This is a genomic window from Caballeronia eucalypticola, from assembly GCF_047608185.1.
In the GTDB taxonomy this organism is placed as follows: domain Bacteria; phylum Pseudomonadota; class Gammaproteobacteria; order Burkholderiales; family Burkholderiaceae; genus Caballeronia.
Window position 1 is genome coordinate 34698 of record NZ_JBLKRU010000056.1, and the last position, 13544, is coordinate 48241.

Sequence of the window (13544 nt, forward strand, 5' to 3'; positions counted from 1 at the left end):
ACCATCTATTACATGCAGAAAAATTGTGTAAAAAATCAAGTAGATCAGGTTACGAATCGCAGCTCGGCAGCAGTGACATTTTTTAGACAGGCGTCCAATTCGTTTAGGGGTCACGCGGAAAGCAGGTGTCACCGCAGATACGCACGCTGGTCGAAACGGGCTGCGCTTCGACCGCTCAATCAGTGCTATGAGAAAATCGCCCGAAATGAGGCCGACTTTCTCAGCGAGGCCGCGGCGCTTTTTTCCGTCGCGCGTAGCCAGAAACCAGACGTCAATATGTTATCGATAGTATTTTTGGCACTTTGAAGGCAAGCAATGGGCGCCTAATCAAGCTGCCCGACAGTATCGACGGCGACCGCGCGATCCTCATGTCCGATACCCGACCGACCAGCTTTCTCGGCGCGCAGCTGGCGACGGTTTCTCTCGGGGATACGGTAGCCATCTTCGGAGCCGGCCCGGTGGGACAGTTCGCCAGCGCGAGCGCATTCAGATGGGCGCAGGACGCGTGATCGCAGTGGACCGCCTACAGGACAGGCTCGACAGCGCGCGCTCGCTCGGTGCCAAGGATCCCGTCGATGCGATCATGGCGCTGACAGGCGGCATCGGTGTGGATCGGGTGATCAATGCAGTCGGTGTGGATGCGCAACATCCGGACAGCGGGCCAGCCGCTTCGGCAGACGAGAAAAAGCAGGCGGAGTCTGAAAGCCGCGAGATTACGCCGGAGCGGCACGAGGACGGCCCCAACTGGGTACCCGGCAACGCACCTACCCAGATGCTCAACTGGGCCGTGGCGGCCCTTGCAAAGGCCGGCACGCTGGGCGTAATCGGCGTCTATCCGCCCAATGACCGGTTTTTTCCGATGGGCCCGGCCATGAACAAGAACCTCGTGATCAAGATGGGTAATCGCAACAATCGCTCGGTCATTCCGCAACTGGTCGAAAAAGTGCGCAACGGCTCGTTCGACCCGCTATCCGTCCTGACAAACCGTGAGCCGATGATGAACGTGCTCGATGCGTATAAAGCGTTCGATGCGAGACAACCGGGCTGGCTCAAAGTCAAGCGGGTGAACGGTTGAGCGTCGGGGTTGGATGAAACAGGAGACAAAAATGCAGATCCTCGAAAAGCCACATGTGCAAACGCCGTTTTCCGCCACGGTGATGCTCGCCGCGGTCCCCATCATGCGACAAATGTCGCAAGGTCGATATTGCGTAACAGACACTGCAGTCGCGAAGTTCCTGCTAAGCGGCAAGTATCCGCTTGCTCGACGATGTGCTGATGATGACCGCTATCAGGAAATCACGACGCGCGGCAAAGAGTGGCTATCAGCTGCGTTTCCTCTCGACAGCTCGAAAAGGCGATGACCGGGTCGCTCATTATTGCCGCTTTGCTGGTTGTCGCTGTTTGCTATGCCCATGCCGAAATTCCGAGGTTCACGAAAGGGACGACGCATCGAACTGTCGCTCACGTCGTGCTGATCGTCGTCGGGTGTGCGTGTGGCGCCGTGAGCTGGTGGATACCCGGTCTGTCCTCGCCTAGATGGCTAGCGGTCGTTGTCGGATTTGGCGTTGTGCATGTACCCGCGGCGGCGATCTTGCTCATTAAATATTTGCGCGGGTCCAGTCAATCTTAGCGACACCGGGGCCAGGTGGCTCAGCCACGCAGACAACGCGCCTGTCAATGCAATCCGCATTTCGTTGGCGAAGTAAAACGACTCCTGTTCATCTGACAAGAGTCCAGCAAACAGACGGTGCGCCAGCTTCCATCGCTAACCCGGTAAACGGTGGGGAAGATGGCGCGTCAAAAGACCCGCGCCGGTGCACGTCGAAACGTTCCTCGACGGTGACCACTCCCGCTTTCAGCTGAACGCCCCTGCAGAATAACGGCTTTCCTGACACTCCTCGGGTCCTACGGGAATCGGAGAAATTAAAGATTTGCTAAAAGGAACCGTTTACTGTATCAAGCACTGGAATCGCACGCTCAAGCGTCCCGTCGAGAAAGCGAGTGTTCAGGTTAGCTGAGGAGCGAAACATTGGCGAAAGGTAAGGTCGGATCTTTGGGAATACTAACGTCAGCGGCAATTGCACATCGGTCGGGGTTGCGCTTCGCTGCCGGAACCTATCGCATCCGTATATTCGGCGCAACTGCAGGATTGCTCAGCGCAACGCCGATTGCAATGTCCGATCGCGCAATAACCCTGCCACTGATCGGCTTTGCGATGGCTTTATTGCTATGGCCCCACCTAGCCTACATGGTCGCTCGACGATCTATGGATCCGGTGAGCGCCGAGCGCCGCAATCTATTGATTGATTCAATCTTCGCGGGCGCCGTCGTCGCGCTATTAAATTTTCGACTTGTTCCATCGATGATCGTTTTGCTGTCCGTTGCAATGAACAGCATCGCTGTTGGTGGCATACGACGGATGTTTTGGGGATGTATTGCGAGCGCTCTGGGTGCAATTGTCGGTATCGGTCTATTTGGCGGCCACGTAACAGGGGTGACCGAACCATATTCGACGCTAGCGATGCTTCCAATGATGGTGTTTTACCCGCTATTTATTGGAAAGTTTGCGCACGATGCATCAACCCGTCTTGCCGATAAAACTCGTCAATTGAAGGCGCTGTCCGAGCTCGACGCGCTCACTGGGTTGTTGAATCGAACAACATTTATCGCGAGCCTGGATCGCTTGCTGCGCGCCTGCACTGGGAAAACCACCGTTGTTGGCATCATATTTATTGACTTGGACAATTTCAAAGTAATCAATGATTCGCTGGGTCATAAGACCGGGGACCGCGTTCTCACGCGTCTTTCAGGGCGGTTGATGCGAATTTCGGAGCAGGGTGGACTCATTTGTCGGTATGGCGGGGATGAATTCGTCGCAGCAGTACAGGTCGCGTCGGCTAAAGACCTTTCATTCATTGCGACGAAGATCATCAGCGATATGTCACGCGACGTGTCTATCGACGGTACACGACTTAAGCTTGGCGCAAGCGTTGGCATCAGTGTGTTTCCAGAGAACGCAGTAGACGCCACGTCGTTAATCACTCGCGCGGACGCGGCAATGTATCGGGCTAAACATAGTAGAAAGGGGACCGCTATGTTTTATGACGAGCAAATGGCACAGGCCTCTGCGATAAAATATCGAATCGCGCGCAGCCTGCGAGCTGCGATCCAGAAAGACCTCAAAGTGCACTATCAACCACAGGTTGATATGTCAAACGGCAAGCTTGTCGCGGTCGAAGCTCTCGTGCGATGGTATGACACGGACCTTGGCCACGTTTCGCCCGAATTGTTCATGCCGATCGCAGAGGAGCTGGGATTAATCGGGGAACTGGGCATGGCTGTCATGCGTCTAGCATGCACGGATGTGGCGCGCTGGCGTGCCGTCCACAATACTAGAGTACAAATCTCGATTAATGTCTCGGTCCCGCAACTGCGCCGACCCGAATTTCTGGAAGACGTACGAGGCTTAATCACAAGTTTCCAGATCGAGCCTTCACAACTGGTATTTGAAGTGACGGAGAGTGCATTGCTGAATAACGACGGCGATGCTCGGTCTACATTTGAGCGGCTGGCAGAGCTCGGCGTGGGTGTCGCTGTAGATGCGTTCGGGACCGGGTATTCAAATTTATCTTACTTACACACGCTTAAGGTCGATCGAATCAAAATCGATCATTCGTTAATCAAGGGATTGCCCGCCACAGAAATCGGGCAGTCTATCGTTACGGCAATGATCGCAATGGCACACGCGATGCAGTTAACGATCGTAGCAGAAGGTGTTGAGACGTGGGATCAAGCGCGCTGGTTGGTCTCGCATGGATGTTTGATCGGGCAGGGGCAACGCTTCTGTGCGCCGCTCCCGACCGAAGAGTTTGAACGTTGGTTGATGTACGTTCCGGTGTCTTTAGCCTTATCGACGACTGGGCATAGCTCCGGTCTGCTTCTAGCGCCGAACCACGCTGGTGTTTTATAAACGACACCGGGACTTATGGTTATCGCGAAGACAACCATCGGTTGCCCCATGGTCTAACAACGGCGCGCGGCGAGAAACTGGAACCAGTTTATATGCTTCGGGCGGCTTCTTCGCCTCACCGTAACCCTGGATTTTAGTTAGTCAAGGATCTGAGTGTGCACGGTGTTGGCACCGATCCATGTGCTCTGCCTCTTGCGCAAAGAGTCCTGAACGAAGTCGAGAGCTGGTCGAACAATGGCTGTCTGATCAGTGAACGCGATTGGGATGAGCGTCCATCGTCCGGCGATATTTTCGTCATGCTCAGATTCCGACAACGGCCAAGCGGGCACGTTCGTTGGTCGGCAGAAGTCCTGGACAGAAGTGTCTGAAACCCCTGCCGTAGCCGTGAGAACATTTCATTGACGGCGAGAACATTTGACGCAGCTACGCCGGTAACACGTCCAAGTACGCGTGCGCGACATCCTGCAGTATTTCGCTGCGCCTTTCCTCATCAGCTTCCAACTCGTCAAGCGGGCCAACTGCGCCAGCCCGATAGCCGATAACTGTTTTCACGCGCTCCCGGTATCGCTTCGTAGAATTGCTATCCAGCTGCGGGATCCGGTCATCGGTTAGATTTGCCCGGGCGCCTAGCTTTTGTCGGTTCAATCGCGTCTCCGTCGATCCAGCCCCGACAGTTCTTATCGTACCCGAGCGAAATCCCTCCCGCGCTAACGGTGAGATGCATCCCCTGGAAGCTCACAGGCGCGGCATTAATGGCAAAATGCGCTGTATGGACGAACAATATGCTTCTCATCGAATGGCGAAGCAGCGGGTTTTCTTTTTAAAATTCGACGCCGCGAGGTCAAAATGGACTCACTTCCGTGGGGCCGGCTTTTCAGCGAATGAAGCAGGGATGCAAGATGGACACAACTAGCGTTTCCGAAATTTTGCTCACAGCCGATGGGACCGCACTCGTGTTTCCGGTTTTCGTCGGCGGTCGAGAAGTTCGTTGTTGGCTGACGCGAGATGCACTGGAACAGTTCTTTTGGCTGCCGCCGGACGCCAACGAAGCTTGTATGCTCAAGGCATTCGCAGATGGACGCAACCGCATCCTTGCGTTGGCCGTGCGCAGGGCAATGCTCGCCAAGACGGAATCTTTGAAACTGACGGCCAGTGACTTCGAGCGATAGTCGTCCTGTCTTCTGTTACTGACGTGTTGCCGATAATTTTCGTGGACAACTATTTCAAGGTGCAATGGCCCCTTTAGAACGCGAAGAGCCGAAGGCTGAACGTGGGCGCTCGCCGGAAGCTCAGGCACTTGAACGAGTAGCCGGAGCAGCGCGTGAGGTGCAGGCGGCGTCCGCCGCATTAGGGCGCCGCTATTCCGAGCACGGCGCTCAGCAGCCGTCGCTCCTGGAACTAGCTCGTTTCTCGGCTGCGATGCAGGAGCTTAAAGACGCGCGAGAAGCGTTCGACTTGCTTGTCGTCGGCGACGGCCGTCCTCGATAGCAGAGTAGCTGCGCCTTGCCCAGACGCTTTCCGAATCCTTTCTTACCCCTGCCAGCGATCAGACATGCGCCACCGCGCGCACGCATGATGCCTGCAGCGCAGCGAGTCAAGGGCAACCTGGCACCCAAGCCTCTCGACGGAAGGACGACGACCGTTCTCCTCTGGAAATTTCATCGACCGATTCATGCGCTTTGAAGCGAGGCAGAGTTGGCAGTCAGTAGCTGAAAAAACGGGGAGCCTACCGAATGTGCGAACGGTGACGGCACTTGCCGCGTCATTTCTAATCAGAGCGACACGATTTTTTGCAGTAGTTCCAGGGCTTTCATTTCGTCCAGGCGACCGGTACGTGCTTTACCTGCGAGTGTCTTTATCAGCGCCTCTGCGATCGGTGCAATGCCTAGCAAATTGTCCAGGCTTGTTGCTGAATTGAAAGCGCTCGGTTCCATGATGACCTGCGCGACGGAGGCCGGCGCCAGCTGCTGATAGGCGGCGGGGATCGAAACATCGTCATTGGCAGGTTTCCGAATCGACGGATCGTCCGCCGGCGGGACCGTTTGACCTTGCTGCCCAATGACCGCAGGCGTCTGGGCGGCAAGGTCTGTTGGACCGTCTGTGCCGTCCGCATCAGGGGAGAAGGCGAGTCGAGCACCTGCAGCTGTTGTCTTTGTAACTTTAGGCTTCTTCGCGGCTGTTGATGGTAGCGCACTCGCGGGTAGCGTCTGCTGCTGAGCGGATGCAGGAGAAGAGGACGGATCGGCGAGCAAATCCGACACCGACTCGGGGATGTCCGTTACGGTGCGCGGAATGTCCAGCCAGCCAGCAGGCAAACCAAGGCGTTCGGTAAACCGGTTTGCTTCGACATCGTCTATACGTTTCTGTCCGTAGTAACGATTGGCCATGTTGGAGGCGCTGATGTCCATTACTACGCCGAGCCGAACCTTCGATCCTTTGCGAGCCGTCAGCACGTGCAGATTGGCGCGACGAATTTTTTCCAACGCTGCGACGTCGTTCAGAGGCAATGCCTGCTGAACCCCCGATTTAGAGGACGCTTTAACTTTCGCAGGCGTCGGTTGGGGTGGGATTGCCGTGGCAGGCTTTGTAGCCGTAGGGTGGCTTTTCGCGACAGCCCTTGGCGACACGACATTTGTCTTCTTTGGCATCTCTGGTTCTCTGGGCAAACTATCGGTAAGGGCAGGGTGGTGATTCACCTGTGTGGCAGGCGCTGGCTTCAATACGTGCTCGTATGCAGATTCCGGTTCAGCGTTCGCGTTAATGAAATCAAGTGGTGACTTTAAGCGAGTAATTAGCTCAGGCGCGAGGACTGGATTGGGCTGATCGAAAAATCCATCCTGTAGCCCAAGCGTCGTTTCGATATGAAAGGCCGTCTCGGGCGTGAATCTCTCGCCGTTTAGCAGCTCAGCCACGCGTGTTAAGTTGGAATCGAGGCCCAGCGCGATGTTCTCTGCGCCCACTGCATCTACCAACAACTTAAACGAACGCGTTTTGAAAATGGATGCCGTCTGGGCCGGGTCCCGCGCAGATGAAGCTTTTACGTACGGCTTGTTTGGTCGGTGGGACGTCGTGTTCGAAGGTTGGCGCGATTGGCGCTGCCCTTTGTCTCGAGGTCCCGAGTATCGCCCGTGTGTTTGACTCATAAAGTAGGGCTCCTCCGCGAAATCACTATCAGTTTTAGCATTATAGGCGAGGGCGTACTGACATCGGACTTGCCGCACAGGAAATGACCCGTTCTCGTAATCGCGACCGACGCTGACTATCCTCCTCTCGGCGATCTGTATGTCTGGATCGAAGGGCAGCATGAATTTAAAGAATTCGGAGATGCCAAAATCTTGCCGATGTGCGCGAGGCGTTTCAGGATGAGATCGGTGATGTACTCGGTAAGACGGGCGGAAGATTCATGGGCTCATTTCGACCATGTGACGTATCACAAGCGATGTAATCGTAGGGCCCGCTCGCCAGGCCGTGCTCGTCGCAGACGCGATACATCATGATTGGCCAGTTTCGGGCGAAGTCGTTGTCACGCCGAATTTTGTCAGCGCACACCATTCTTTTTTTTAAGTGCGCTCCGGCTTGCGTTTTCGGCTTTCACATGAAGTCGCCAATCACATTCAGACCTCGTCACTTGGATCGCGTACTTCAAGCTTAAACTGCCACCCTTCAAACATCATCAGCATGTGCCCGAGCTCGTCCCACTCAACGCGGCGACCGTCTATGACGACACATGGCATACGTGAATCCTCGCTGCCATCCGATTCGATTCTGCCGCGGACGGTATCGTCGATGATTTGCAATCCGAGATCAGTGTCCCTTATGTGGACGACCGCAAGCGAACGGCGCATCTTTTCGATCAGTGTTCCGAGCAAAACGAACTGATCCGCTAGCGGATCGCCAATGATTTGGAAGCAATATCCCGAAGGTTTATCGTCGCTTGTCGACTCAAATGACTCTAGCGAAAGTTTGTCGCGAAAAAGAAGTGTTCGAAAATGGAACTCGTGGACGACTCCGTTAGCGTCGTTCAGGTGCACCGGCTCAAACTTGATCGAACCAAAATTGTCGATACCGGCGTGGTGAGCCATTTGGCGATTGAAGCAGGCGGTGCATAATAATCGAGCGCTCCGCCCCTCGTTTACAGTATTGACTGTGTCGTACTGCGGCATGTTAGTGCCGCAAGCTGCGCATCGGCTGACGGACATGATGGAACTCCAGGGAATTCGGATACGCAGCATCCGACAAAATGCACTTCAGCTCGTCGCGGCCCGCTGCAGCACAAAAGATCGGTTTCGCCTTCGCTGTGCACATTTTGGCACGTCTGAGAGGGCCCTTCGCGACTGCGCGAGTGGGCAACGCTGACATCGGTGGGCTGTCTGCGAGACATGTAGCTGAATTAGCCATTCATCTCTCGCACATATGCCTGTCCCTCTTCTGTGATCAGACATCCGCCGCGCGGAGCCGCTGAAACCAACTCACTTTTTTCAGTTCCGTTTGGATGTCCCACTCAACCATGAGAGGTTGGTCGCCCGCGGCGCGTTCGTTAAGTTCCAAAAGCGCCGTTTTCGCTTTTGCACTGAGTTCTTCTGGCATGCCTAACTCCTTGCAGTCCCCAAGACGCTAACTATGACAAATTTTCGATCGCTTGTCAGCGACGTCGTGATTGACGAAGTGATGGCCCGATCGGATCACGACGCTGCTACGGCGACAACCAGCGGGAACGCATATTGAAGCGGCCTTTCTCAAGACGCCTGCTCACCATCAATCAAGCTGCGCGCCTCTCGGGCACTGTGGTTCAACGCGCGCTCCGCAGTCATTTGTTCCTTATCCAGCGCTTCCACCGGCCGAGTTTCGTTCAGAAGAAATTGTCCCGTGGATATGTCTTCGATGGCAACAGTAACATCGAAACGCGCACACTCAGGATCCGCATCATTTCTCACTGCGTTCATCGAGACGGTAAAGCCTTTGTGCACAAACGAATTTTTCATCAGCTACCTCCGTTGATTGGGCGACTCATAGTATGAGCCAAATCATCTGCCGCTTGCCGTCCTGCTGGTATCCGTGAGCATTCGCACATCATCGCCCAGAAAGCGAGTCCCAAACCGTCAACCTTGGCGCCTCCATATCAAGTCTTCAAACGACAGTGTCAATATTTTGCCGTCGCCGCGGTGCGTTATCAAAATGTGCATCGGAGAAACAAATCTGGCGCGTCATGGAACGCTGATCACCATACACTGAGGAAGATATCTTGCTGCATCGTAGATGTACTCAACTATTTCGGACTACGAACGAAAACTCGATAATTTAACATTATGCCCAATTAATAGTATGTTATGAATCGACCAGCTTACGGTCGAACGCCGCGCGCACGGTCGCATATCCGTTACTTTGTTCGCCCGACGCGAACTACCGTTCATAGTTTATGCGCACCAAAGCCGTGGCCGTCACTCTCTATCAGCCGCCTCATAACACCGCATCGCTTTGGCAAAATTTGCCAAAGCGTGCTAGAGTTGTTTTATGACGACTATGAACATTTCCCTACCGGATTCACTGAAGGTCTACGTCGACGAACAGGTTGGCGAGGGCGGGTACGGCACGAGTAGCGAATACGTCCGCGAACTGATCCGAAAAGACCAAGATCGCAAGCGTCTGCGCGCAATAATCCTGCAGGGCGCAACGTCCGGCCTCGCCGCCCCTGTTGACGCCGACTACTTCGAATCGCTGCGCGCTCGCGTGCATACTTCTCGCAAATGAGGGCTAAGCCCGTCATTCCGACAAGGCTAGCCAGGCAGGACGTGGAGGACGAGGTGACGCACTACATCGTAGACGAAGGCTCGGAGCAGGCTGCGCTCGGATCATCGCGGAGATCGAGCAGGCTTACGAGCGTCTCTCCAAGCACCCGAACATCGGGTCTCCCCGTTACGCGTACGAGCTGGGTATCCCAGACCTGCGGTCGTGGCCACTGGATCGGTATCCGCACCTAATCTTCTATATTGAGCGCGAGGCTCATGTGGAAGTCTGGCGTGTGCTCAACGGCAAGCGTGATATTCCGGCTTGGCTGGAGAGCAACGACGATGAGACTCATTGACAGCCTCTGCACGACACCAGGTCCGTGAGGAGCATTCACGCACTTCCCCCTTTTGCCGCCCCATCGTGCACGGACATCGCATCTAACCAACAGCTCTCCCCGCCACGCGCAGACCGTCACCTCGCACCCTGGAGGCACAATATATCCGAATTTGTGCAGCGGCCCGCTGCACAAATTGATAAACATCCTCGCCTTAATACGCATAGGAATGCGAACTAAATTCCGATCATTCTATTTATGTTAAAGACAGGAGCTCGACGATGGAATCCCGCTAACGGGCCGTCCGACCATACCCGTTGTCACCGCTGAGGGCTATCCTCGCGCCCGTCACGTCAATTGGACTCCTAGCCCTTCGTGTCTGGCCGAGTCACCGGTCCATGCATCAAGCAGTGGGGATGCTCCCGCCGTCGATGAGATATTCCGTTCCGCTAATGGCCGGCGCACGCGGTGAAATCAGAAAGGCGACGAGGTCGGCGACCTCCGCGAGTATTGACGAACGTCCGAGCCGGATACCGCCGTGTGCATCCATGATGATCTGTTTGCCGCCTTCGTAATCCGTGCCGCCCCGGCTGGCGAGCCGTTCTACGAGTGCGGCCGTCGTGTCTGTTTGTCGCCAACCCGGCGACACCGGCGCGCCCTTCAGCACGACTTCCTTCGACAAGCTCTTGTTATACGTGGACAGCTCAGCTTTGGCGACAGCATAAGCCGTGGTCGACTCGGGCAAGGCCTCAACTTGCTACCAACCGCTGGGCGCGCGGGCCTGTCAACACTGCAGGGATAGCTGGGATTCACGCGCGTTCCCCAAATTAATGAAGCCTGGTGCGCTTGTATTCGGAAACGACGAAGTGGAACGGCGCGTGAAGTAAATCATGGCTCACCGCGAAGGCGACGATGATGTCGAACTGATCGCCCGAACAGGAAAACTTCTCACGCGTGGGGCGCGTCGTGGCATCCTTCGTCGACATATAGGGTGCCGCTAGTATCTCTCTCATACAGTTTCCTTTAACGATCCGGCACGCTGACGTCGACAGCGAAGTACGGCTAAATCAAACAAACAATTCGTGTTATGTCAGATGAATTGTACGCATCGCCTTAAAATCCAACTGTCCGTTAGCCAACACATCATTTTGGATGCGTCAAAGGGTGGCGTGCCATATATAGCGGGCACGATCAGCTCAACTTCCAATACCTTGGTAATCCTAATCGTTCGGCAATGTCTGGGCCAGGAGATCCTTGGTGGGGATATTTGCTTGCCGTAGCCGTAAGAGGTCGATTTCCCTTACCGATTTCGTCGTCGCACGCCTTAACGGACAGCATCAGTGATTCAAGCGCTTTTCCTAAGTTCAATACTCGTTCGCCCTTTTAGATCGCGAAAAGCAGCGAAAAGCGCGCGAGCCGAGGTTGATTCGACAGACAAATCTGAAACACTTTTGGAATGGCGGATAGATGCTGATGCGACTAGGGTTTTGCCGCCAGCAAACCGGTGCTTTCAAACATCGCTTCAAAACTCGGACGCCCTTCCAGCAAGGCATTGACCCGACGACAGCGTTTGCGCGTTTGATCGGACAGATAGCGTTCGTTCGGGTTTGTACTGTTCAAGAGTGAATCAAAAACGTTCTCACCCCCATTGTGCGCTGCTGCATATCCAATGAGGCTCCCATGCTGGTACTGGGTTTCAGAGATCTGGCACGGTCCTCGCTTTATGTGTGGTGCAGCACCAGCCGGAGTCTAAAAATAACCCACGACTTCGGCAAGTCTGCTTACGGGGCTGGTCGCAACATGTCTTCGATGAATGCCGTCAGATGCATCAAGAAGACGCGAGGCGGACCGGTATAAAAAATAGGCGCACAGCGCACGAATCAGAGAAAAAAATCATGTTGACCCTCAAATCAGACCTGCACGGCAATCATCTTTTGGGCGCGCTTCCGGCACATGAATGGGAAGCGCTCACGCCGCACCTGGAACTCGTTCAGCTTCGTACAGGCCAACTGCTTTGCGATTCGGGTCAACGGATTCATCACGTGTATTTCCCGACGACAGCCATCATCTCGTTGCTTCACTCGATGGAAGACGGCAGCTCGGCGGAGATCGCCGCGATTGGCCGCGAAGGCATGACCGGCGTTCCTATCCTGACCGGCGGCGACACCATGCCGACGCGCGTTCAGGTTCAATGCCCGGGCTTTGCGTATCGCATGAGCGCCAGTGCGTTGCGTGAGGCGTTCAATCGTTCGGATTTCCTGCGCCGCCTGATGATGCTGTACATGCAAGCGCTGCTGACGCAAATTGCGCAGACCGCTGCGTGCCGTCACCATTCGCTGAGCAAGCAGTTGTGCCGCTGGTTGCTGATCGAGATTGACCGCACGCCGTCCAACGAATTCCAGGTGACGCAGCAGATGATCGCCGACATGCTGGGCGTGCGTCGCGAAGGGGTCACGGAAGCGGCAGGAAAGCTCCATGACGCGGGGCTGATCCATCACAGCCGTGGTTGTATCAAGGTGCTCGATCGCGCAGGTCTTGAAGCGCGTGCTTGTGAGTGCTATGGCATCGTCAAGCGCGAGTTCGACCGCATGCTGCCGCGCGTGCGCCAGGCCGAAGAAGTTTGCTAAAGTTGTCTCGCTCGTACAGCGTTGGTTATGCGAATCGCAAAATGAGTGAAACGGCGGCGTGAGGCGATGGTCTTTTCGGTTTCGGAACAGATATTCGGCCTTGCCAATCTGTCATGCCTGAGTGAAATACGCCCCGCGTTGACGGTGAGACGAATTCCCTCGGAGCTCGCAAGCGTGACATTAATGGCAAAATCATGGACGTACTGCGCTGCTGATCGAATTGAAAGCAGCAGGGCTCTTTTTTAAAATTCAACGCGGCGAGGTCAAAATGGACCTCACTCCGCAAGCGCCAGTTTTTTAGCGAATGAAATAGGGGTGCAAGGTGGACACAACTAGCGTTGCCGAGATTGTCCTCGCAGGCGATGGGACCGCAGTCGCGTTTCCGATTCTAATCGGCGGTAGAGAAGTTCGTTGTTCGCTAACGAGAGACGCACTGGAACGGTTCTTTTGGCTGCCACCGGATGCCAGCGAAGCTCGCGTGCTCAAGGCATTCGCAGACGGGCGCAACCGTATCTTTGCGTTGGCAGCGCGCAGGGCAATGCGCGACAAGACAGATTCTCTGAAATTGGCGGCGAGAGACTTCGAGCGATAGTCGACCTGTCGTCTGTTACTGACACGTTGCTGATAGCCTCCGCGGACGACTACTTGACGAAACCATGGTGCCGATAGAACGCGAAGTGCCTAAGACCGAACGTCGGCGCTCGCCGGAAGCTCAGGCAATTGAACGAGTAGCTGGAGCTGCGCGCGAGGTGCAGGCAGGGCGGTCTCAAGTCGAAGTGCAACAACTGGTCTAATGTTTAGATGACGTTGCGAGATCCGCTGCTTTTAGTGTCGCGGCAAATACCTCGAAGGGTGAATGAAACGCATGCGTAGCACGAGGGCGGTT

At 55.2% G+C, this 13544-nt stretch carries 13 protein-coding genes and 2 pseudogenes; 9 read left to right on the top strand and 6 right to left on the bottom strand.

The genetic code is table 11. The annotated features are described in order from the left end of the window. Positions 1 to 311: 311 nt before the first annotated feature. The 5 genes and pseudogenes from ACMX25_RS35750 to ACMX25_RS35770 all read left to right on the top strand — a co-directional run. Positions 312 to 1075: pseudogene (locus tag ACMX25_RS35750) on the top strand (zinc-binding dehydrogenase); the annotation flags it as partial. Positions 1076 to 1106: 31 nt separating this feature from the next. Then, complete coding sequence (locus ACMX25_RS35755; RefSeq protein ID WP_414954600.1) at positions 1107 to 1361, top strand: hypothetical protein; 255 nt, start codon at positions 1107 to 1109, stop codon at positions 1359 to 1361. Positions 1362 to 2029: 668 nt separating this feature from the next. After that, positions 2030 to 3970 (top strand): putative bifunctional diguanylate cyclase/phosphodiesterase, encoded by a 1941-nt coding sequence (locus ACMX25_RS35760; protein WP_414954601.1) that lies wholly within the window; start codon positions 2030 to 2032, stop codon positions 3968 to 3970. 899 nt (positions 3971 to 4869) lie between these two features. Beyond that, positions 4870 to 5139: a DUF1488 family protein gene (locus ACMX25_RS35765; RefSeq protein ID WP_414954602.1), complete on the top strand. Its 270-nt coding sequence runs from the start codon at positions 4870 to 4872 to the stop codon at positions 5137 to 5139. A gap of 64 nt (positions 5140 to 5203) precedes the next feature. Beyond that, a complete protein-coding gene (locus tag ACMX25_RS35770) occupies positions 5204 to 5458 on the top strand; it encodes a hypothetical protein (RefSeq protein ID WP_414954603.1) in 255 nt (84 codons plus the stop codon). A gap of 284 nt (positions 5459 to 5742) precedes the next feature. Here ACMX25_RS35770 and ACMX25_RS35775 read toward each other — a convergent pair whose 3' ends face one another. The 4 genes from ACMX25_RS35775 to ACMX25_RS35790 all read right to left on the bottom strand — a co-directional run bounded on the left by ACMX25_RS35775 (position 5743) and on the right by ACMX25_RS35790 (position 8952). Continuing rightward, complete coding sequence (locus tag ACMX25_RS35775) at positions 5743 to 7113, bottom strand: hypothetical protein (protein WP_414954614.1); 1371 nt, start codon at positions 7111 to 7113, stop codon at positions 5743 to 5745. Between the two features lie 471 nt (positions 7114 to 7584). After that, positions 7585 to 8169 carry a DUF7713 domain-containing protein gene (locus ACMX25_RS35780; RefSeq protein WP_414954604.1) on the bottom strand — a complete coding sequence of 195 codons (585 nt, stop codon included), beginning with the start codon at positions 8167 to 8169 and terminating at the stop codon, positions 7585 to 7587. A 235-nt stretch (positions 8170 to 8404) separates the two neighbouring features. Next, positions 8405 to 8557 (bottom strand): hypothetical protein, encoded by a 153-nt coding sequence (locus ACMX25_RS35785; RefSeq protein WP_414954605.1) that lies wholly within the window; start codon positions 8555 to 8557, stop codon positions 8405 to 8407. A 149-nt stretch (positions 8558 to 8706) separates the two neighbouring features. Then, entirely contained in the window at positions 8707 to 8952 is a 246-nt protein-coding gene (locus tag ACMX25_RS35790; RefSeq protein ID WP_414954606.1) for a hypothetical protein, read from the bottom strand. Positions 8953 to 9481: 529 nt separating this feature from the next. On the opposite strand from ACMX25_RS35790, the gene ACMX25_RS35795 reads away from it, so the two are divergent. Together ACMX25_RS35795 and ACMX25_RS35800 are read left to right on the top strand one after the other, a co-directional pair. Beyond that, positions 9482 to 9718 (top strand): type II toxin-antitoxin system ParD family antitoxin, encoded by a 237-nt coding sequence (locus ACMX25_RS35795; protein WP_414954607.1) that lies wholly within the window; start codon positions 9482 to 9484, stop codon positions 9716 to 9718. Between the two features lie 151 nt (positions 9719 to 9869). Then, positions 9870 to 10052, top strand: coding sequence for a type II toxin-antitoxin system RelE/ParE family toxin (locus tag ACMX25_RS35800; RefSeq protein WP_414954615.1), 183 nt, complete (start codon positions 9870 to 9872; stop codon positions 10050 to 10052). Positions 10053 to 10434: 382 nt separating this feature from the next. Here ACMX25_RS35800 and ACMX25_RS35805 read toward each other — a convergent pair. Beyond that, a pseudogene (locus tag ACMX25_RS35805) lies at positions 10435 to 10776 on the bottom strand (SDR family oxidoreductase); the annotation flags it as partial. Positions 10777 to 10858: 82 nt separating this feature from the next. Beyond that, a complete protein-coding gene (locus ACMX25_RS35810; RefSeq protein WP_414954608.1) occupies positions 10859 to 11017 on the bottom strand; it encodes a hypothetical protein in 159 nt (52 codons plus the stop codon). A 909-nt stretch (positions 11018 to 11926) separates the two neighbouring features. Here ACMX25_RS35810 and ACMX25_RS35815 point away from each other — a divergent pair. Both ACMX25_RS35815 and ACMX25_RS35820 read left to right on the top strand, forming a co-directional pair. Next, positions 11927 to 12658, top strand: coding sequence for a Crp/Fnr family transcriptional regulator (locus ACMX25_RS35815; RefSeq protein WP_414954610.1), 732 nt, complete (start codon positions 11927 to 11929; stop codon positions 12656 to 12658). A gap of 322 nt (positions 12659 to 12980) precedes the next feature. Beyond that, positions 12981 to 13250, top strand: a complete 270-nt coding sequence (locus ACMX25_RS35820) for a DUF1488 family protein (RefSeq protein ID WP_414954611.1) — start codon at positions 12981 to 12983, stop codon at positions 13248 to 13250. Positions 13251 to 13544 lie beyond the last annotated feature (294 nt).